Source organism: Flavobacterium tegetincola DSM 22377, assembly GCF_000425485.1.
Classification (GTDB): domain Bacteria; phylum Bacteroidota; class Bacteroidia; order Flavobacteriales; family Flavobacteriaceae; genus Flavobacterium; species Flavobacterium tegetincola.
This window is the reverse complement of sequence record NZ_KE384384.1, coordinates 208,226-229,740: the sequence shown is the minus strand read 5'-3', so window position 1 is coordinate 229,740 and position 21,515 is coordinate 208,226. Positions and strand designations below refer to the sequence as shown.

General features: G+C 35.4%; 20 protein-coding genes. 10 read left to right on the top strand and 10 right to left on the bottom strand.

The features are described 5' to 3' along the window. Positions 1–118: 118 nt before the first annotated feature. Complete coding sequence (locus H602_RS0112565; RefSeq protein WP_026978313.1) at positions 119–2,383, top strand: aconitate hydratase; 2,265 nt, start codon at positions 119–121, stop codon at positions 2,381–2,383. Between the two features lie 633 nt (positions 2,384–3,016). Here H602_RS0112565 and H602_RS0112550 read toward each other — a convergent pair. The 3 genes from H602_RS0112550 to H602_RS0112540 form a co-directional block, all read right to left on the bottom strand. After that, positions 3,017–4,465 (bottom strand): glyceraldehyde-3-phosphate dehydrogenase, encoded by a 1,449-nt coding sequence (locus H602_RS0112550; protein WP_026978312.1) that lies wholly within the window; start codon positions 4,463–4,465, stop codon positions 3,017–3,019. A 216-nt stretch (positions 4,466–4,681) separates the two neighbouring features. Further along, positions 4,682–5,146: a MepB family protein gene (locus H602_RS0112545; protein ID WP_026978311.1), complete on the bottom strand. Its 465-nt coding sequence runs from the start codon at positions 5,144–5,146 to the stop codon at positions 4,682–4,684. A gap of 87 nt (positions 5,147–5,233) precedes the next feature. Beyond that, the gene (locus H602_RS0112540) at positions 5,234–6,631 is read right to left on the bottom strand and encodes a trypsin-like peptidase domain-containing protein (protein WP_026978310.1); all 1,398 of its coding nucleotides are present in this window, start codon (positions 6,629–6,631) and stop codon (positions 5,234–5,236) included. Positions 6,632–6,764: 133 nt separating this feature from the next. Between H602_RS0112540 and dapF the strand changes: the two genes are divergently transcribed. From dapF to H602_RS0112515, 5 genes are all read left to right on the top strand, one after another. Next, complete coding sequence (gene dapF, locus H602_RS0112535; RefSeq protein ID WP_026978309.1) at positions 6,765–7,544, top strand: diaminopimelate epimerase; 780 nt, start codon at positions 6,765–6,767, stop codon at positions 7,542–7,544. Between the two features lie 10 nt (positions 7,545–7,554). Next, entirely contained in the window at positions 7,555–8,088 is a 534-nt protein-coding gene (locus H602_RS0112530) for a GNAT family N-acetyltransferase (RefSeq protein WP_026978308.1), read from the top strand. Positions 8,089–8,098: 10 nt separating this feature from the next. After that, a complete protein-coding gene (gene mltG, locus H602_RS0112525; protein WP_026978307.1) occupies positions 8,099–9,145 on the top strand; it encodes an endolytic transglycosylase MltG in 1,047 nt (348 codons plus the stop codon). Between the two features lie 2 nt (positions 9,146–9,147). After that, the gene (locus tag H602_RS0112520; RefSeq protein ID WP_026978306.1) at positions 9,148–10,065 is read left to right on the top strand and encodes a DUF2279 domain-containing protein; all 918 of its coding nucleotides are present in this window, start codon (positions 9,148–9,150) and stop codon (positions 10,063–10,065) included. A gap of 98 nt (positions 10,066–10,163) precedes the next feature. Further along, positions 10,164–10,811: a hypothetical protein gene (locus H602_RS0112515; RefSeq protein WP_026978305.1), complete on the top strand. Its 648-nt coding sequence runs from the start codon at positions 10,164–10,166 to the stop codon at positions 10,809–10,811. 54 nt (positions 10,812–10,865) lie between these two features. On the opposite strand, the gene H602_RS0112510 is transcribed toward H602_RS0112515, so the two are convergent. From H602_RS0112510 to dnaA, 3 genes are read right to left on the bottom strand one after another with little or no spacing between them, the layout of a single operon-like run. Further along, the gene (locus H602_RS0112510; protein WP_026978304.1) at positions 10,866–11,579 is read right to left on the bottom strand and encodes an SAM-dependent methyltransferase; all 714 of its coding nucleotides are present in this window, start codon (positions 11,577–11,579) and stop codon (positions 10,866–10,868) included. Then, positions 11,579–12,046, bottom strand: a complete 468-nt coding sequence (locus H602_RS0112505; RefSeq protein WP_026978303.1) for a low molecular weight protein-tyrosine-phosphatase — start codon at positions 12,044–12,046, stop codon at positions 11,579–11,581. Before H602_RS0112505 ends, H602_RS0112510 begins: the two co-directional genes overlap by 1 nt. A gap of 1 nt (position 12,047) precedes the next feature. Further along, positions 12,048–13,475: a chromosomal replication initiator protein DnaA gene (dnaA, locus tag H602_RS0112500; protein WP_026978302.1), complete on the bottom strand. Its 1,428-nt coding sequence runs from the start codon at positions 13,473–13,475 to the stop codon at positions 12,048–12,050. Between the two features lie 198 nt (positions 13,476–13,673). Between dnaA and H602_RS0112495 the strand changes: the two genes are divergently transcribed. Beyond that, complete coding sequence (locus H602_RS0112495) at positions 13,674–14,081, top strand: acyl-CoA thioesterase (RefSeq protein ID WP_026978301.1); 408 nt, start codon at positions 13,674–13,676, stop codon at positions 14,079–14,081. Between the two features lie 16 nt (positions 14,082–14,097). Here the strand turns inward: H602_RS0112495 and H602_RS0112490 are convergent, their stop codons facing one another. Both H602_RS0112490 and ribD read right to left on the bottom strand, forming a co-directional pair. Further along, entirely contained in the window at positions 14,098–14,709 is a 612-nt protein-coding gene (locus tag H602_RS0112490) for an IMPACT family protein (protein ID WP_026978300.1), read from the bottom strand. Between the two features lie 154 nt (positions 14,710–14,863). After that, positions 14,864–15,928, bottom strand: a complete 1,065-nt coding sequence (ribD, locus tag H602_RS0112485) for a bifunctional diaminohydroxyphosphoribosylaminopyrimidine deaminase/5-amino-6-(5-phosphoribosylamino)uracil reductase RibD (protein ID WP_026978299.1) — start codon at positions 15,926–15,928, stop codon at positions 14,864–14,866. 27 nt (positions 15,929–15,955) lie between these two features. Here ribD and H602_RS0112480 point away from each other — a divergent pair, with 27 nt between their 5' ends. From H602_RS0112480 to hisS, 3 genes are all read left to right on the top strand, one after another. After that, positions 15,956–16,441, top strand: a complete 486-nt coding sequence (locus tag H602_RS0112480) for a GNAT family N-acetyltransferase (RefSeq protein ID WP_026978298.1) — start codon at positions 15,956–15,958, stop codon at positions 16,439–16,441. A 108-nt stretch (positions 16,442–16,549) separates the two neighbouring features. Beyond that, positions 16,550–17,437 carry a peptide chain release factor N(5)-glutamine methyltransferase gene (gene prmC / locus H602_RS0112475; protein WP_026978297.1) on the top strand — a complete coding sequence of 296 codons (888 nt, stop codon included), beginning with the start codon at positions 16,550–16,552 and terminating at the stop codon, positions 17,435–17,437. A gap of 226 nt (positions 17,438–17,663) precedes the next feature. Beyond that, on the top strand, positions 17,664–19,034 hold the full coding sequence (hisS, locus tag H602_RS0112470; RefSeq protein WP_026978296.1) for a histidine--tRNA ligase: 1,371 nt from the start codon (positions 17,664–17,666) through the stop codon (positions 19,032–19,034). Positions 19,035–19,069: 35 nt separating this feature from the next. Here the strand turns inward: hisS and H602_RS18835 are convergent, their stop codons facing one another. Beyond that, entirely contained in the window at positions 19,070–20,323 is a 1,254-nt protein-coding gene (locus H602_RS18835; protein WP_051224486.1) for a hypothetical protein, read from the bottom strand. A 550-nt stretch (positions 20,324–20,873) separates the two neighbouring features. Further along, positions 20,874–21,380: an azurin gene (gene azu, locus H602_RS0112460; RefSeq protein ID WP_026978295.1), complete on the bottom strand. Its 507-nt coding sequence runs from the start codon at positions 21,378–21,380 to the stop codon at positions 20,874–20,876. Between the last annotated feature and the right edge of the window lie 135 nt (positions 21,381–21,515).

The following is a 21,515-nucleotide window of genomic DNA, read 5'->3' as shown; positions in this document are numbered from 1 at the left end:
TAGGTTAAATCCAATTAAAAAGCTTGAGTCTCTGATTCAAGCTTTTTTTTGTACCAATTTTTTTTCGTAAATTGTGGTGTTAAAAAAATAGTAGAACAAAACAATAATACAGATACTTATGGCTTTTGATATTGAAATGATTAAAAAGGTGTACGAAAACATGCCGTCTCGTGTGGATAAAGCACGTGAACTTGTTGGGCATCCACTTACTTTGACAGAGAAAATTTTATACAATCACTTATGGGAAGGGAATCCGAACACGGTTTTTACTAGAGGTAAAGATTATGTAGATTTCGCACCAGACCGTGTAGCGTGTCAAGATGCAACGGCACAAATGGCTTTGTTGCAATTTATGCATGCTGGAAAAGCAAAAGTAGCAGTTCCAACAACCGTACACTGTGATCACTTGATTCAAGCGAAAGTAGATGCAAAAACGGATTTGGCTCGTGCCAAAACACAGAGTAATGAAGTGTTTGATTTTCTATCTTCAGTATCCAATAAATATGGAATTGGTTTTTGGAAGCCGGGAGCTGGAATTATTCACCAAGTTGTTTTGGAGAATTATGCCTTTCCAGGTGGAATGATGATTGGAACAGATTCACATACGGTAAATGCCGGTGGTTTAGGTATGGTTGCCATTGGAGTAGGTGGTGCCGATGCTGTTGACGTAATGTCAGGAATGGCGTGGGAATTAAAATTCCCTAAATTAATTGGAATAAAATTGACTGGTAAATTATCAGGATGGACGGCTCCAAAAGATGTAATTTTAAAAGTAGCCGGTATCTTAACTGTAAAAGGTGGAACAGGTGCTATAGTTGAATATTTTGGTGAAGGTGCAACAGCAATGTCGTGTACTGGTAAAGGAACTATTTGTAATATGGGTGCTGAAATTGGTGCTACAACATCTACATTTGGCTATGATGATTCTATGAGTCGGTACTTACGTTCTACAGACCGAGCGGATGTAGCCGATGAAGCCGATAAAATTGCTCCTTACTTAACCGGTGATGCGGAAGTATATGCTGATCCAGAGAAATACTTTGACCAAGTTATTGAAATCAATCTTTCAGAATTAGAGCCTTATTTGAACGGTCCTTTTACACCAGATTTGGCTACGCCAATTTCAAAGATGAAAGAGGAAGCAATAAAAAATAATTGGCCTCTAAATATTCAAGTAGGATTGATTGGTTCTTGTACCAACTCATCTTACGAAGATATTTCACGTGCTGCATCTTTAGCAAAACAAGTGGCTGAGAAAAACTTAAAAACAAAATCCAAATTCACGATAACACCAGGTTCTGAGATGGTACGTTATACTATTGAGCGTGATGGTTTTATTGATACTTTTGAAAAAATTGGCGCTACTGTGTTTGCAAATGCATGTGGGCCTTGTATCGGAATGTGGGACAGAGATGGATCTGAAAAAGAAGAACGAAACACAATCGTTCACTCATTTAATAGAAACTTTTCTAAACGTGCTGATGGGAATCCAAATACATTGGCTTTTGTAGGTTCGCCTGAGATCGTAACTGCATTAGCAATTGCGGGAGATTTAGGTTTCAATCCTCTAACCGATACATTGATCAATGAGAACGGAGAAGAAGTTCGTTTGGAAGAGCCAACAGGTTATGAATTGCCTCCAAACGGTTTTGACGTAGACGATCCTGGTTTTCAAGCTCCAGCAGAGGACGGGTCAGGTATTGTAGTTTCTGTAAGCGAAGATTCAGAACGCTTGCAATTACTAGAGCCTTTTCTACCGTGGGATGGTAAAAATATTACAGGTGCTAAATTGTTAATCAAAGCATTTGGAAAATGTACAACGGATCACATTTCTATGGCGGGACCATGGTTGCGTTTCCGTGGACATTTAGATAATATTTCAAACAATATGTTGATTGGCGCTATTAACGCTTACAATCAAAAAACAAATTCTGTTAAGAATCAGTTGACGGGTGTTTACGACGCGGTTCCTGCTGTTGCAAGAGCTTACAAAGCGGCTGGAATTCCTTCAATTGTTGTGGGTGACCATAATTATGGTGAAGGTTCTTCACGTGAACATGCTGCTATGGAACCTCGTTTCTTAGGTGTAATGGCGGTATTAGTGAAATCTTTTGCAAGAATCCACGAAACTAACTTGAAAAAACAAGGAATGTTAGGTTTGACTTTCGCAACGGAAAGTGACTACGATAAAATTCAAGAAAATGACACGATTAATTTCGTAGACTTAACCGAATTTGCTCCAGGGAAACCATTGACATTAGAGTTTGTTCACGAAGATGGTTCGAAAGACATCATCATAGCGAATCACACTTATAATGAAGGACAAATTGGGTGGTTTGTTGCAGGTTCTGCATTAAACTTGATTGCTGCTGGAAAAGCGTAAGTAAAGTAAATTCCTTTTTATATATAGAAACTCCCGATGATTCGGGAGTTTTTTTATGGGTGAAAGTGTACTATGGAATTTATTATTTGGATTTCTGTAAATATCTTCTCGGCTATTTGTCATTGCGTAGCAATCTATTATTACATTGAGCAACTATTAATAGACTCCTACGGAGTGACAAATTTACACGAAAATTTTAAAGACATTGCTTGATAGTTATCGTAGTCAATAATTTTTACCAACATCATCACTGCTATTTGTCATTGCGTAGCAATCTAATATTACATTGAGCAACTATTAATAGACTCCTACGGAGTGACAAATTTATACGAAAATTATAAAGACATTGCTTGATAGTTATCGTAGTCAATAATTTTTACCAACATCATCACTGCTATTTGTCATTGCGTAGGAATCTACTGTTTCATTAGTATTGTGGTAGTAGGCTCTTCTCTGGTCACGAATTGAACAAAGAGTTTTACGTTTATTTTCGTAAACAATCTGCATAAAAATCCACCAAAAAAAAATCCGTTTCAATTAAGAAACGGACTTTAATATAAGTTTTATAATGTTAAACTTAGGAAACAACTATTGTCCTCATAAATCATAAATCAAAATTCATAAATCAATCTACTAGTAGTAATTGTATCTTCTTACTTTAGCAATATATTTTGCCAAACGAATTACTTGGTGGCTGTAACCGTACTCGTTATCATACCAAATGTACAATACGATGTTCTTGCCATCTGCCGAAACGATGGTCGCGTTGCTGTCGTAAATCGCTGGAGCCGAAGTTCCAATGATGTCAGAAGAAACCAATTCGTTGTTTACAGAATATTTAATTTGCTCTACAAGTTCACCTTCCAAAGCATATTTTCTCATGATGGCATTGATGTCTTCAACCGAAGTTTCTTTCGTTACTTCTAAGTTTAGCACCACTAATGAACCGTTAGGAACAGGAACACGAATCGCGTTAGACGTTAATTTTCCTGCTAATGAAGGCAATGCTTTTGCAACTGCACTTCCGGCACCTGTTTCTGTAATAACCATATTTAAACCTGCAGCTCTACCACGACGGTATTTTTTGTGCATGTTATCCGTTAAATTCTGGTCGTTTGTATAGGCGTGAATCGTTTCTAAATGTCCTTTTACAACACCTAAAGTATCTTCAATTGCTTTCAAAATTGGCGTAATTGCATTTGTAGTACAAGATGCTGCAGAGAAAATATCAACTGTATCTGGATTGTATTCGTTTTGGTTTACACCGTGAACGATATTTGGAACTCCTTTTCCTGGAGCGGTCAATAACACTTTATGAGCACCTTTTGAAGTCAAGTGTCTTGCCAATGCTTTTTCGTCTGTAAAAGCACCTGTATTGTCAATGATTAAAGCATCTTCAATTCCGTAAGTCGTGTAATCAATATCTTCTGGAGCGTTTGCTGTAATGATGTGAACGGTAGTTCCATTGATGATTAACGCGTTGTTTTCCACATCTGCAACTACAGAACCTTGGAAATCTCCGTGAATTGAATCGTGACGTAATAACGAAGCTCTTTTCTCCAAAGTTGTAGCGTCATTTTTATCTCTTGTCACGATCGCTCTCAAACGCAACTGACTTCCTTTTCCTGTTTTAGACATTAATTCACGTGCCAAAAGACGTCCAATTCTACCAAAACCGTATAAAACTACGTTCTTAGGTTGGATTTCTTTGCTTTCTTTAGCATCTTTCAATTTAGCGATTACAAATGATTTTGCATCGTTATAATTGTCGTGTTCTACGTGAAATTCGTAAGCTAGTTTACCAATATCCAATTTAGAAGGTGGTAAATCTAACGAAGCAATCGCTCCAGCAATTTCAACAGAATCAAACACAGAAATTGGTTTGCCCACAAAAGCATTTGCATATTCGTGCAAATTAATGATGTCGCTTACATTTCGGTCAATCAACTGATTTCTGAAGAAAACCAATTCAATTGATTTGTCGTACCATAAATCGCTAATGATGTTGATGAATTTTACTCCAGCACGTCTTCGGTCAGCTTGAAAGGAAAGTTCCTTTTCGTAGGTCATGTTTTTGTCCATGTTTGTAATTGTAAAAAAGTTAGTGTTGTTTTTTAAAATTTGGTGCAAAAGTACTTAATTCAAACGTTTTCGTAAAGGATTTTAAGAACAATTTGCCAAAACAAATCAAAATTGCTACCAATGCTAGTGTTTGCTATCCGAAACTTCTTTTTTGTCTTCCTAAAAAACTGATTATGTAGTTTTTATGATGTCTTTTTAGATTTGACATTTGCCATTTCAGCTGAGAAGAACGCTTTTTTCTAATTCCTCTGAAAAGTGCAATAATTGCCACTTTTGAGATGTAATTGCTTGCTTGTTTTTGGGAATACTCCATGGAGGATATATTCTAAATGCTCTTTTTCCTTCTTTTAAATTCGAAGAAATAATGTTCTGTTTCAATAATGTATTTTTAGAAAAGATAAAATATCCAGAATCGGTTTCATTTGCCACAGCAATTACCAGATAAGATAATGGATCTTTTACCTCAAATGGAGCGATGATTCCGCTCGGCACTCTTTTCCAGAAAGTAACAAAGAGGCCTGCTTTTTTAGGTGTGATTTTCGCCTTTCGATAGTGAATGTATTGTCCGTTGATTTTGAATTGGCAAGCATCATATTCTTTACTTTCCAGTTCGATTTTAAAATCGGTACATTGAAAAGGAGTATTTTTGAACAGGTCATTTATTTCTTCCTGATGAATCATGGGATCTTTTCAGGCTAAAATACCTTTTTTTAAACAAAAAAAGAGCCAATCTTACAATTGACTCTCTCTTACTATTTATTTTACATGTTAGATAATGATACGGAAAAGTTGTCCGTTTACAGTCATGATTTCCAATTGAACGCCTACGTTTTCATCTTTGCCACTCAATAACTTATTGACTTGTTCCATATCCGTCACCGGAATATTGTTAATTCTCAAGATTACAGATCCTGTCAATTCTTTCTCAAATTGAGCCAAACGAGGATTTTCAATTTTGGAAATTTTCACACCTGAGTTTACTTTGAATTTTGATTTATCTGCCGAACTTAGATTTTCTAATTCCAATCCTTTAAAATTCGAAATTACAATATCATTTTTAGATAGCGTAACAGGAGTAACCATGCGTTTCTCATCACGGAGAAAAGTTACTTGTACTTTGTCATTTGGTCGTTTTGTATTGATATAACCATTTAGATCAGCAAAAGTATTGATCGTTTTATGGTCTAATTTTACTATAATATCGCCTTTTCTTAATCCCGCTTCGGCTGCGCCAGAATTCTTAACCACATCACCAACGTAAAATCCTTCTGAAATTTTTAGGCCCAGTTCTTTAGAAATACTAGCATTTAAATCAGAACCCTGAACGCCTAACATGCCGCGTTGAACCATTCCGTATTCCAAAATATCTTCAATAATTTTACGCGTAATGTTGGATGGAACGGCAAATGAATATCCTACATAAGATCCTGTTGTAGATGAAATCATGGTGTTAATTCCAATTAATTCTCCACGTGTATTTACCAAAGCACCACCGCTGTTTCCTGGGTTCACGGCTGCATCGGTTTGAATAAATGATTGCAATCCTGAAGTGTCTAAATTTCTGGCTTTCGCCGAAACAATTCCGGCCGTTACGGTCGAGTTTAAATTATAGGGATTTCCAACGGCTAAGACCCATTCACCGACCTTTACGTTGTCAGAATCGGCAAAGGTAGAATACGGAAGTTTTTCGTCAGCATCAATTTTAATTAATGAAATATCCATTTTTTCGTCCGTTCCAATTAATTTCGCTTTGTACGATTTTCCATTATTTAATGTGATTTCTAAATTTTGAGCGTCCTTAATCACATGATTATTAGTTACGATATATCCATCTTCAGAAATGATAACACCCGAACCTGTTCCAACCTGCTCCTGTTGTTGGCCGCCTCGGTATCCGTAATAATATTCTAAAATTGGATTACAGACCGTACGGTAAGACACATTTTTTACGTGAACTACAGAATGAACTGCTTTATCTGCCGCATCTACAAAGTCAATATTCTCAGCGCCAAGTCCCACGGTTTTTGAATAGTTGGGAGTGGCGACACTCACAATATTTTGCGATTTTGAAAATACGGTATTTTCATCAAAAATCAGCTTGTAAGCACCAAGTGTGGTTGCACCACTTAACAATGCTACTACGAAAAGACCACTTATTTTTTTCATAATCAATTAAATGTTTAGTTATTTAACTACAAAATTAAAGGTTACATTTCTAAACAAAAATTGGTTTAACGGTCGGTTAACAATGATTAACTTTTCATTAATATATGTAACTTTGTAAAACTAAATAGCACAAATGGAACTTCACTTTTTTAAATACCAGGGAACAGGAAATGATTTTGTAATGATCGACAACCGATTAGAAACTTTTCCTAAAAGTACAGAACTGATCAAAATGTTGTGCGACAGACGTTTTGGTATTGGTGGTGATGGACTTATTTTATTAGAAACGGATTCAGAAACCGATTTTAAGATGGTTTATTACAATTCTGACGGTAATGAAAGTTCAATGTGTGGAAATGGTGGTCGTTGTTTAGTGGCTTTCGCCAAAAAGCTGCAGGTTTTTGAAACAAAAACAACGTTTATAGCAGTGGATGGGTTGCATCATGCTACCGTTAATGAGGATGCATCGGTTTCATTACAAATGAAAAATGTGGATGAAATTAAAATAGAAGCAGGTTATGTCTTCATGAATACAGGTTCTCCGCATCATGTCCAAATTGTACCCGATGTGCAAAATGTCAACGTAAAAGATATGGGTGCTCAAATTCGCTACAGTGATTTATACGGGAAAGAAGGAGCTAATGTAAATTTTGTAGCGCAAATCGATCCAAACACGTTTGCCGTTCGAACGTACGAACGCGGTGTAGAAGATGAAACTTTATCGTGCGGAACGGGCGTTACTGCTGTTGCCATTGCAATGTTTGCCACTGGGAAAACGCATTGCAAGGAAGTGCATTTAAATGTGGAAGGCGGAACGCTACATGTCAGTTTTGAGCAAGAAAATGAAAATTTTACAAATATATTTCTTACAGGACCAGCAACGATGGTGTTTTCTGGAAGTATAGAACTATAATTATTACGATATGATTACATTAAAAGGACCTCATCTCTATTTAAGAGCCTTAGAACCAGAAGATTTGGAATTCGTTCATGGAATTGAGAATGATGAATCCATTTGGAATGTAAGCAACACGCAAACACCTTATAGCAAATTTTTAATTCGCCAATATTTGGAAAACGCGCACCAAGATATTTACGAAGCAAAACAGTTGCGATTGGCAATTTGCAAAAACAATTCAGATGTAGCCATCGGATTAATTGATTTATTTGACTTTGACCCAAGAAATAAAAGAGCGGGAATTGGCATCGTAATTCAAAATTTTACCGAAAGAGGTCATGGATATGGCGCTGAAAGTTTGCAACTTTTAATAGAATACAGTTTTAAGCAACTGAACTTGCATCAATTGTATGCAAATATTGGGACTGAAAATGAAACAAGTTTAAAGCTTTTTACTACTTTTGGTTTTCAAAAGTGCGGCGTCAAAAAAGATTGGAATTTAATTGATAATTCTTTTCAAGACGAAGCGCTATTTCAACTCATTAACCCCTTTATCTAAATTTAGACCCGTGAATTTCAAAAAAATCTTTACCTATATTTCTATAATAGTCGTAATCGTTGCTTCTGTTTATGGATACATGATTTATAAAAATATCTTTTCACCCAACACTAATTTTGACGAAAAAGAAGTATTTGTATACATTCCAACAGATGCGGATTATAACGAAGCACTACAGATTATTACACCTTATGTAAAGGATATCGAGCTTTTTAAAATGACTGCAACTAAAAAATCCTATCCGTCAAACGTAAAGCCAGGGCGGTTTTTGTTAAAAAGGGATATGAATAATAATGACTTGGTGAATACTTTACGCCAAAATCAAAATGTGCCATTAAATTTAGCGTTCAACAATCAAGAACGATTGGAAGATTTTGCAGGTAGAATAGGATCTCAAATTGAAGCAGATAGTACAAGTTTAATGCAAAGCTTTACGGATGAAACTTTTTTGAAGGAGCAAAATATGACTCGGGAAAATGTATTGTCATTGTTCATTCCAAATTCATATGAGTTTTTCTGGAATACTTCCGCAGATAAATTCCGGGAGCGTATGGCGAAGGAGTACCGTAAATTTTGGACTCCTGAACGCTTAGAAAAAGCAAAAGCGCAAAATTTAACGCCTTTAGAAGTTTCGGCTTTAGCATCCATTGTGCATAAGGAAACCGTTAAATCGGATGAACGGCCACGTGTTGCCGGTGTTTATTTAAATCGTCTAGAACGCGGAATAAAATTAGAAGCAGATCCGACGGTTATCTATGCAGTTAAGAAAAATGCAGATGATTTTACAATTGAAATCAAACGTGTTTTGTACAAAGATTTAGAGACTGACTCTCCTTATAATATGTACAAATATGGAGGATTGCCTCCGGGACCAATTGCAATGCCTGACGTGACTGCATTGGATGCGGTTTTAAATCCTGAAAAGCACAACTATATTTTCTTCTGTGCGAGTGTTACTAATTTTGGATATCATGAATTTGCAGTGACTGCTGCTCAACACGAAGCCAACCGACAAAAATATGTAGCATGGATCAATAAGCAAGGTGTAAAAAGATAAGTTTGAATTTGAGATCAGCTATTACTATAATTGCTCTATGCGCTGGAATTCATTCGATTTTTGCGCAAAGCAAAGTAGATGCTTTTTTGAAACCTGCTGATACATTAAATCTAAAAAGGCAGAATACTGTTGTTGTAATTGAAGCTGTTGCGGCTTCGGCAATATTAGTAGCACTAAATGAATTGTGGTATAAAACGTATCCTAAAAGCGATTTTCATTTTATAAACGACAATGCCCAGTGGTTGCAAATGGACAAAGCGGGACACGTTTTTTCTGCTTATCATGTTGGCCGTGCTGGTGCAGAACTGTTGGAATGGAGCGGAAGTAGCAAAAAGAACCAGCGCTTGTATGGCGCCACTTTTGGTTTTGTATTCTTTACTGCGGTGGAAGTCATGGACGGATTTTCTGCCGAATGGGGTGCTTCTTATGGCGATGTTTTGGCTAATGCCTCGGGTACTGCATTATTCATCGGTCAAGATTTATTGTGGAATGATCAACGCATTGTACCTAAATTTTCTTTTCATCAAACCGTTTATCCAAGTGCACGTCCTGAAGTTTTAGGAAAAAGTTTAACGGAACAAATTCTCAAAGATTATAATGGTCAAACCTATTGGTTGTCTGCAAATGTAAACTCATTTCTCCCCAATTCAAAGGTACCAAAATGGCTGAATTTAGCAGTTGGTTACGGTGCTGAAGGAATGAGTACTGGTGAAGATCGTTTAGTGAACGCAATATTTTTTCCAGAATCAGAGCGTGTGCGTCAATTTTACTTCAGTTTAGATGTTGATTTGACTCGAATTAAAACCAAAAATCATGCGTTGAAAACAATTTTCTCTCTATTTAATACAATTAAAATTCCTGCTCCAACGCTCGAAGTCCTTGCTAACGGTAGGTTTAAATGGCATGCTGTTTATTTTTAGAGTTTATTAACATGCTGAAAATCAGATTTATATTTTTTGTTGTATATTTGCGGGCTGAAATTTCTCAAAGTGACAGGGTTTGAGAAGAAATTCAAGTTATGATAAAAAAATGGATATACTATACTAGTATTGGACTTATTACTGCTTTTATTACTTTAAGTTTTAAAGCAACTACACACAGAAATCGAAACGTTGTGACGCCGGACGAAGCGTCTTTTTACAGTCTTCCTTCCCTTGAAGAAATTGACAACGAAACCGAAGAATTTTTAAATTTTAATTTTCCGTACACTGGAAAAACATTTACCGGATTTAAAGAAGCGCTTGCTTGGAAAGAATCGCAAGGAAAGTACACATTGATTAATTCTCTTGGATACATGGGGAAATATCAATTTGGACGTGCGGCTTTAAGTGCAATCGGTATCCAAGACCGTTCAGAATTTTTAAAAAACCCTCGAATGCAAGAAAAAGCTTTTAAAGTTTTGCTTGCTATAAACAAATGGGAATTGCGCAAAGAGATTGAAGCCTACGATGGTAAGGTTATTAATGGCGTAGCAATTACGGAATCTGGACTTTTGGCTGCGGCTCATTTGGGTGGTGCAGGTTCGGTTAAAAAGTTTCTTAAAAGCAAAGGAACACGTGCAATTAAAGATGGCTACGGTACTTCATTGCAAAGCTACATGAAAAAATTTGGTGGATACGATACCTCGTCTATTGTTGCAAACAACAAGGCTAAGGTTAAAAACTAATTTAAATATGGATCAATAAAAAAGCGACTTCAAGAAGTCGCTTTTTTTGTGGGTTTACATTTTATGGATAATGAAAATACAAGGCCGATTATGTAAATCCACTTTTATCTTTTTCCATTCATTAACGCGCATGGTTTTAATGTACTCTGTGGGCAAAGTGATATCAGCAGCGACACAAATATGGGTAGAAGGTTGAAGAATTTGTAATAAATCTTCCAACATTTTATTATTACGGTAAGGTGTTTCAATAAATAATTGCGACTGGTTTTTATCGCCTGATAATTTTTCAAGACTTTTTAACGTGGCTTTCTTTTCGTCTTTGTCAATGGGTAAGTAACCGTTGAATGCAAAGCTCTGTCCATTCATTCCCGACGCCATTACGGCAAGCAAAATGGAAGAAGGACCAACAAGCGGAATCACTTGAATGCCGTTTTCATGTGCTAATTTTACAATTGCAGCACCAGGATCAGCTACTCCAGGACATCCTGCATCTGACATGAGTCCGATATTTTGACCTTCCAAACAAGGTTTAATCATTGCAAAATGCTCTGATTTTTCTGTACGTTTATTTAATGCACTCAACTTTAAAGTCGATTGCACTTTTTCAGGGCAAATACTTTTGATGAATTTCCGAGCATCTTTTTCATTTTCCACAACAAAGGTATCCATCATTTCAATGGCTCTTTGTACGGTTTGTGGTAATACGTCCATCGGATTGGTATCGCCTAATGTGTTGGGAATTAAATAAAGTTTTCCTTTTGATTGCATTATTTAGGATTGTTTTTAAGCTTTTTAGCAATGACTTCACAAGCTTCGTCTAGCATATTGTATACAATTTCAAAACCGTTTTCCAAACCAAAATAAGGATCTGGAACATCTACGTTCTCATTTTCAAAAAGTTCGTTCAAGATAAGTGTTACTTTTTCTTTGGCTTTTAAATTGGGAGCTAAAGCTAAAATATTCTGTAAGTTGGAACCGTCCATTGCAAAGATATAATCATAATCGTCAAAATCTTGCGCGGTAAACTGCCTTGCTTTTTGTTTAGAAATATCAATTCCGTTCAACTGTGCCACTTGAATGGAACGTGAATCTGGTTTTTTGCCAATGTGGTAATTTCCAGTTCCAGCAGAATCTACTGTAAAATGATCCGATGAAAGTTTTGAAGCTAAAATTCCTTCAGCTAAAGGTGATCGGCAAATATTGCCCAAGCAAACCATCAAAATCTTCGTTTTCATTTTAGAGCGAAAGTTTCTTATGAATGTCTTCTACGTACTTTTTAAATTGTTTGTCTGTTGAAACCAAATTATCTACAGTTTTGCACGCGTGTAAAACGGTAGCGTGATCACGATCGCCAATTTGGGAACCAATATTAGCAAGTGAAGCTTTTGTAAATTTCTTTGCAAAAAACATAGCCAACTGACGCGCTTGAACCACGTGTCTTTTTCTAGTTTTGGATTGCAATGTGTCCAGGTCCAACTGAAAATAATCAGAAACTACTTTCTGAATGTAGTCAATAGAAATTTCTCTTTTTACGTTTTTGACAAATTTTTCAACAACTTGTTTCGCTAAATCAAGGGTTACTTCTTTCTTGTTGAAAGAAGATTGTGCAATTAAAGAAATAATGGCACCTTCCAATTCACGAACGTTTGATTTAATATTTCTGGCAACGTACTCAATGATTTCTTCTGGGATTTCAACACCGTCACGGTACAGAATATTTTTTACAATAGAAACCCTAGTTTCGTAATCAGGTTGATGTAATTCTGCCGAAAGTCCCCATTTAAAACGAGATAACAAGCGTTGCTCAATATCTTGCATGTCAACAGGTGCTTTGTCTGAAGTCAAAATTACTTGCTTTCCGTTTTGGTGCAAATAATTAAAAATGTGGAAAAACACATCTTGTGTTCCTGTTTTACCAGAAAGAAATTGCACGTCGTCAATGATTAAAACGTCAATCAGTTGATAGAAATGTATAAAGTCGTTACGGTTGTTTTTCTTAACCGAATCAATATATTGTTGTGTAAAAATTTCAGCTGAAATATATAAAACCGTTTTTTCAGGATATTTATCTTTGATTTCAACACCAATTGCATGAGCCAAATGGGTTTTTCCTAATCCAACACCACCAAAAATAAGTAGCGGATTAAACGAAGTTCCACCCGGTTTATTGGCAACAGCCATACCTGCAGAACGCGCCAATCGATTTGAATCACCTTCTAAAAAGTTGTCAAAACTGTAATTAGCATTTAATTGCGATTCGATTTTCAAATTACGAATGCCCGGAATTACAAAAGGATTTTTTAATTCTGGATCTAAATTTTTAAATGGCGAATCTACTTCTTGCGTTTTCATCGGTCCTCGATGTGCACTTGGCAATTGTTCCGTAAACGGTTGTTTATTGCCATAAGTATTCTCCATTTTAATTTTATAGAGTAACTTTGCGTTTTTCCCGAGTTCTTTGGTAAGCGCCACTTTTAACAATTTCACATAATGTTCTTCAAGCCATTCGTAGAAAAATTTACTTGGAACTTGGATGTACAAAGCGTTGTCTGTTAACTCTACTGACTTAATCGGTTCAAACCAAGTTTTGTAAGCTTGATCTTGGATATTGTCTTTGATAAAAAGAAGACAGTTTTCCCATACTGATTGAGCAGTTTTGTTCATAATTCGGCTTTAAAATATGTTATTTATTAGTGGTTGATTTTGATAAAAAAGAGAGGCTCTTTTGTACTTCTTTCGGGACAACAAATATGTGAACAATTTTCTGTAAAAAAAAATTTTTACCGATTGAATTTGTAGAAATAATGTTGTAAGACACCGCAAATAACGTTTAATTATTAATTAGAAATATACTAGAATATTATGAAAATACATGAATTTACTGTAAGAGTTCGATACGCTGAAACCGACCAAATGGGTGTGGTTTATCATGGAAATTATGCGCAATATTTTGAGATGGGACGCGTGGAATGGTTGAGAAATATGGGGGTTTCGTATAAATGGATGGAGGAAAATGGAGTGATGCTTCCCGTAGTTTCGCTGACCATGAATTACAAAAAACCTGCGCGATATGATGATTTAATCACAGTAAAGACGATCTTTAAAAGTCAGACGTCGGTAAAGATTGAATTCGACTACGAGATTTACAATGAGAATCAGGAGTTATTAACAATTGCCCATTCTGTACTAGTATTTGTAGACATGAAAACAGGCCGTCCAATTACGCCTCCAAACTATGTTTTGGATAAAATTTCCGATTTGAATAAGTAATCCTTCAGAATATAGATTATTCCTTAATTTTGATCTCAATTGGATACAGAGAATTAAAAATGTCGAAAATTGTTTCGGCATTTTTTTTTCGTGTTTTGATTTCAATTTCACAAGTCAATTCCAGCTTTTGCGTCACAATGTCCAAGTTCTTCTCTTTGATGACCCGCATAACTTTATTCATGTTTTCATACGTGAAAGAAACAATAAAATGCACGTCAATCGTTTTTTCGATGATTTCGGATTGTTCCAAACTCATTTGCGCCACGGTTTTGTAAGCCGAAATCAATCCACCGACGCCTAATTTGATTCCGCCATAATATCGGATCACTACAATTAATACATTAGTCACGTCAAAAGATTGAATCTGGCCGTAAATTGGCATTCCAGCGGAATTATTGGGTTCGCCGTCATCATTGGCTCTGTAGGAAACTTTTTCAACGCCCAATTGATAGGCATAACAGAAATGTCCTGCTCCATTATTGTTTTTGCGTAAATCTTCAATGATGCTTTTTACATCGTCTTCATTTTCGATGGGAAAAGCGTAGCCGAAAAACTTACTACTTTTTTCCTTAAGTAAGTAAGGCTCGGATGGCTCGGCAATTGTTTTATAAGTATCGTTTAGTTCCAAATTGTTTTAGATTTTTACTTTAATCAATAAATTCATCTTATCTCCTTGGTTGTTTTGAAAATTTTAAACCTCCATTCGTACAGATTGCTGCTTGTCTTGCACACCTTTGGAGTTAAAATTAATGAAAACTGCTTTGGAGTTGAAGAGGGTGTTTTTAATCATTGTTATTGAAAATTAAAAGTTCATCCTTTAGAATGTTTTTCTTTTCGACTAATGTTCCTGACAATTTTGGAGCATCAATACCTTTACTAAAAAAGGTTGCTCCTTTAAAAATTCGTGCTTCATCCCAAAGAGAAGCGTCAATAAATGTCTGCAAAGTTTGTGCGCCACCTTCAATAATTACCGACTGGATGTTATGTTGAAATAGAGATTGACAAATTTCTTCTGCCAAATTGCCGTCGAAATTAATTAGTTCTGAATTGCAATTTTCGTTCTTGAAAACTCTAGCACTTTCAGAAATAACAATCGTTTTTGTTACTGAATTAAAAACGGCCAATTCTTCAGGTAAACGATTTTTGCGGTCTAAAATTATTTTTACCGGATCATTTCCTTTCCAATCTCTTGCATTTAAACTCGGATTGTCATCCAAAACGGTTTGCGTTCCCACTACAATTGCTTGTTCTTCCGTACGCCATTTGTGCACCAATTGACGGGAATAGTGATTTGTAATCCAAACCGGTTTTTGTTCATTGTCATTCAGAGCTTTGCGAAGAATCTCATTAGGAGCAAGAAAACCATCAGTAGTTTCTGCCCATTTCAAAATTATGAAAGGTCGTTTTTTTTGATGAAATGTAAAAAAACGTTTGTTTAATTCAAGACATTCTTCTTCTAAAACGCCAATCGTTACATTGTGTCCCGCTAAAATTAGTTTTTGAATGCCTTTCCCGGCTACCTTTTCATTCGGGTCAACAGTTCCAATAACGACATTCGGAATTTTGTGCTCTATTATTAAATCGGAACAAGGTGGTGTCTTTCCAAAATGACTGCAAGGTTCCAAACTTACGTAAATCGTAGCTTTAGATAATAGCAATTTATTTTTAACTGAATTAATCGCATGGACTTCAGCATGAGGTTCTCCTGCTTTTTTGTGCCAGCCTTCGCCAATAATTTTATTTTCGTAAACAATTACGCTTCCTACAAGCGGATTTGGATAGGTCGATCCCAAGCCATTTTTGGCCAATTCGATGCAGCGTTTTAGGTATTTTTCATGTATCTTCACGTCACAAATTTACTATTTTGTTTTGTAATGACAGCAATTTGCATCCGACCCATTGAAGTTCAAGATAATCCGTTTGTGGAAGCACTAATAAAAAGTGTTTTTGACGAATTGGATTTACCTAAAACAGGAACCGCGTACGAAGACGTTTCCCTAAAAACCATGTTTGAAAATTATAATGTTGAAAATGCAGCGTATTTTGTTCTCGAAAAAGAAGGTAAAATTATAGGTGGAGCAGGAGTTGCAGCGTTAGAAAATCCATCAAATGGCGTTTGCGAATTGCAAAAAATGTATTTTCTTCCAGAAGCGCGTGGCAAAGGTTTTGGAACACAATTAATGGGAATCTGTTTAGAAAAAGCGAAAACAGTTGGATTTAAAAGTTGTTATTTGGAAACTTTACCCGAAATGAAAGATGCTCAAAAACTGTATGTCAAGTCCGGTTTTGACTATTTAGACCAACCTTTGGGATCAACGGGCCATACGTCTTGTCCGATTTGGATGTTGAAAAAATTATAAAATCATTTCCTTTGCCCTAGATTTAAATGATTCAAAAGATTTTTTTATACTCATGAAGTTTCATAATCAGGGTAAATCTTTTAAATCAGAGGCTAAAAAATTAAAAAAATGAACGCAAAACAATACCGAACAAAATTCATCGAAGCCCTCGAACCTATTCATGGATTTGATGAAGCTGAAAGTTTTTTTTATCTTATTTTAGAAGACAAACACCAAATGAAACGTATTGATTTGGCACTTAATACTGATTTTGAGTTTTCAAGTGAAGCAATAAATGTTTGGGAAGAATTGGTTACGCAATTAAAAAAGGAAATTCCTATTCAATATTTATTAGGGAGTACTGAATTCTATGGACTGCCTTTTATGGTAAATGAAAATGTTTTGATTCCTAGACCAGAAACGGAGGAATTGGTAGATTGGATTGTTAGTGAGGAGAAAAGTATTGCAAGATTAAGTGATAAAAAGTTGGAAGGATTGAGCGACTTTAAGATTCTAGATATTGGAACAGGAAGTGGTTGCATTGCGATTGCATTGGCTAAAAATATTACGAACGCTCAAGTTTATGCAATTGATGTTTCTCACGAAGCGTTGAACGTTGCGAAATCAAATGCAAAGCATAATCAAGTTTCTGTGACTTTTTTAGAAAAGGACATTTTGCAAACTGAAAATCTATTGGAGCAATTTGATATTATTGTTTCTAATCCGCCGTATGTTCGGAATTTAGAAAAACATGAAATTAAGAATAATGTTTTGGAACACGAACCGCATTTAGCTTTGTTTGTAGATGATTTTAATGCGTTGATTTTTTATAGAAAAATTGCGCAGTTGGCAACTAATAATCTGAAAAGTGGAGGACAATTATTTTTTGAAATCAATCAATATTTAGGAAAAGAAATGATTGCATTGTTAACTGAATTAGGTTTTCAAGAGATTGAATTGCGTAAAGATATTTACGGAAACGACCGAATGACACGTGCGATTTGGAAGAAAAAGTAATAAACCAGATTTTCGCAAAAGCAGTATTAAAACATATCTCGCAAAGACGCCAAGACGCAAAGAGAAACGTTTAGCTTTGCGTCTTCGCGTCTTTGCGAGATTGTAAAATTAACGCAAGTTTCAGACTAAAAAAAGTTTTAAAATTAAGATATTTGCACAGAATTATCATTTTTGGGTTCCATACGAGGAACTTATAACTCATAATTCATAACTCATAATTAAAAAAATGGCATCAAAACCAAGTATACCTAAAGGAACCAGAGATTTCTCGCCAGCAGAAGTAGCGAAAAGACAGTACATCATGCAAATCATCAGAAGTAATTTTGAAAAATTTGGTTTTCAACCGATAGAAACGCCTTCGTTTGAAAATTCGGATACCTTGATGGGGAAATATGGGGAGGAAGGCGACCGTTTGATCTTTAAAATTTTAAACTCCGGCGATTATTTGGCGAAAGCCGATGCAACTTTACTTGAAAATAAAGACAGTTTAAAATTAACTTCTACGATTTCTGAAAAGGCATTGCGTTATGACTTAACGGTTCCGTTTGCGAGATACGTGGTGCAGCACCAAAATGAAATTGAATTTCCATTTAAACGTTATCAAATCCAGCCCGTTTGGAGAGCAGATCGACCTCAAAAGGGACGTTTTAGAGAGTTTTTTCAATGTGATGCAGATGTTGTAGGATCCACGTCGCTTTGGCAAGAAGTAGAATTGGTGCAATTATATGACAGTGTTTTCAGCCAACTTGGGTTGAATGGCGTGACTATAAAAATCAATAACCGTAAGATTCTGTCAGGAATTGCAGAAGTTATTGGTGCTTCGGATAAATTGATTGATTTTACTGTGGCATTGGATAAATTGGATAAAATTGGCGAAGACGGCGTCAAGAAAGAAATGTTAGAAAAAGGTATTTCTGCTGAAGCAATTGAAAAAGTGCAACCGTTATTTTCTTTTACAGGAACAATTACTGATAAGATTGAGCAATTAAGAGGTTTGCTTCAAAGTTCTGTGGAAGGAATGAAAGGCGTGGAAGAATTAAAATTTATCTGCGAGAATGTTACCGAATTGGGATTGCAAAATTCGATCTTGGATCTAGACGTGACTTTAGCTAGAGGATTGAATTATTACACGGGAGCGATATTTGAAGTGGCACCACCTAAAGAAGTTTCGATGGGATCCATTGGCGGTGGCGGTCGTTACGACGATTTAACGGGAATTTTTGGATTGAAAAACATGAGTGGTGTTGGAATTTCTTTTGGTTTAGATCGTATTTATTTGGTTGTGGAAGAATTGAATTTATTTCCAGAAACCGTTACTGTTACCACAAAAGCGTTGTTCATCAATTATGGAATGGAAGAAGCAAAATATGCGATGAAAGCTATTTATGAGTTGAGAAAACAAGGAATAAAAGTAGAAATGTATCCGGATGCTGCCAAAGTGAATAAGCAATTTGGACATGCAGATAAACGCACTATTCCTTTTGTCGTAATTGCGGGAAGTGATGAAATGAGTCAAGGAAATTATGCTTTGAAAAATTTAAGTACAGGTGAACAGCAACTTTTAAGTTTAGAGGAATTGAAAAAAGCGTTGGTTTAAAATCCTAACATATATTATATAGAAAAGTCTGGTGTTTAGTGCATCAGACTTTTTTTATGGAATCTATTTAACTTGACTATATTATTATTATTCTGTAGTAAACTAAACAGAAAAAGCACCAATCCAAATCCTATAAAAAGGGTTGCAATTAAAATCGCGAGGTAGTAACTTTGATGGTATCCATTTCCGATATATAAATTTAACCCTTCGGTAAATAGCAAATATTCCATTACTGTAAAACCAAGTAAAAATAAAAGAATTCCAATAGCTCCGATTTTATTTTTGATTCCATAGAATGTAGTTTGCGTAATCAACCCAAACAAGAAGCTGTTTACAATTCCAATCATAGCAAGGTGAATGAATCCAACAGTGAAATTTCTAACACCATGAGAAGCAGTTGCTAATGCTGGAATTATAGTGCTGGATTGAATAATTATTTTCAATAGTAAGCAAGAAAAAGCAAAGCCAAAAAGTGATTTTGTAATTGATCTTTGTGTAGAAAAAAAAGTTGTTAAGTGCGGTTTCAATAATTGGATAAAGTAAAACAAGCTTATAATTTGGAATAATAAACCCACCGCATTGAAGGTTCTAAAAAAAGGACCATTAAAAAACCAACTTAAAGGTAGTCCAAAAGTCAGTACAGTTGCAATAATGCCGAAATAATAAAATTTATCGAATATTTTTTGCGAAAGGGTAATTCCCATATGTTGCATTTGATTGATAAACAAAGCAAGCACAGCAAAAATAAACCAACCATTGAACTGAAAGTGCAGGAAAAACTGGATTGCAGTATTGTAAAACGGAGAATCTTTGGCTCCACTTGAAGCTATTGGGCCTAAAAACCAAACGCCAATTGTAGAAATAACCATAAAAACCAAAGCCGTTTTTAATAACTGGGTTTCAATAAGCGAGGTGGATTCATGGTCTTTGAAAATTTGGTACACAAAATAGTAACTACAAAGTATATGTAATGTTGAAAAAATAATGGAAAGCAATGCATAACCTGTGAAGGGAAAAGTAACGGCCATTCCGATAACAGAAATTTGCGTAAGCCAAAATAAATGGTTGTATTTGGGAAGACTTTGTTTGTTTTTTGGAAGAAATTGCGCAACAATGAAAGTGTAAACTGCAAGGTAGCACCAACCCAACATTACAGTATGCGAATGAGCATGCAAAAGATACGTGTAGTTAAAATCTGTGGGAAACACATAAGCAGAACGCAATCCAATTGCCATCAAAATTGCAACACAGAAATTGATTAAAGTGGTAATTATCCAAGATTTCTTCATCAAATTTACGTTTAGAAAGTGCTGTTTATTCCTATTAGATATAGAGAAAATAAAGATTGTGCTGAATTTCAGATTGTTTGTTAATCTCTAATTATTTGTTGAGATGCCGCTGTTTTGCGTGCTTTCGAGTTTGATAACTTTTTGATATACAACGCAATTTGCAATATTTAAGTGTATTTGCACCTCTTTTTTAAACGTTTCTTACAATGCAGAACAGCTTTGTTGGAATGAGGAGTGTTTGCAATTGAAAAATGATTGTTAGTGCAAAAGGCAGTTTTTCTAGAGTGAATGTTTTCTAAATAATTTTATATTTCCTTACTTCCACCGTATTTTATACTGTTGCACATTGAGGAACGGATCAATTGCAGCTTTTTAAGTTTGTTTTAGTCTTTTTTGTACAAATAAAGAGAAAAAAGAAAAATTAAATTCTTGTATCTACCACAATTTGAAGGCATAATTAACCCTTTACAGAAAAAAACAACATTTTTAATTTGTTGTTTTTCTCTGTAAAATATTTAAAGATTTAGGGCTAAAAAGTTTTAGAATTAAATTATTCTACGATCAACTTACCTTTCATCAAGGCTAAATGTCCAGGGAATGAACAAATGTAATCGTAAGTACCCGGTTCAGTGATAGAGAATGTAATAGTGTCACTTTCTCCACCACCAATTAATTTTGTGTGCGCTATAACAGATGCAGCTTCAGAAGCGGGAATATAATCTGTATCTTTTGCATCGGCCGCTTTGGCTCCGTAAGCATTGATATCCGTTCCCATTTTGAAAACTACAAAGTTGTGGCCCATCACGGTTTTTTCCATCTTGCCCGTATGTTTAAGGGTCACTGTAATTTCTCCGGCTTTTGCGCGAAGTTCGTTTGTGGAATACTGCATTGCATCATTACTCTCAATTGTAATGTCGTTAGAAATGGTTTCATCAACAGCAACAGTTTCTTCGGTCGTTGTGGTTTCTTCTGTCTTTTCTGTTGTTTTTCCACCGCAAGATTGAAGTGCGAACATTGTTGCTAATGCTAAAAATGAAACTTTAAAAATTCTTTTCATAATAAAAATGTTTTTGTTTAGGGTTAAAATTAATTTACTTTAAATATTCTTGATTGAACTGAAAAGTAGTAGAAATGCTTTTTTATTTCTCATCTAATTTTATTCTGTAAAGATATAAAAGATATTATGTCTGAA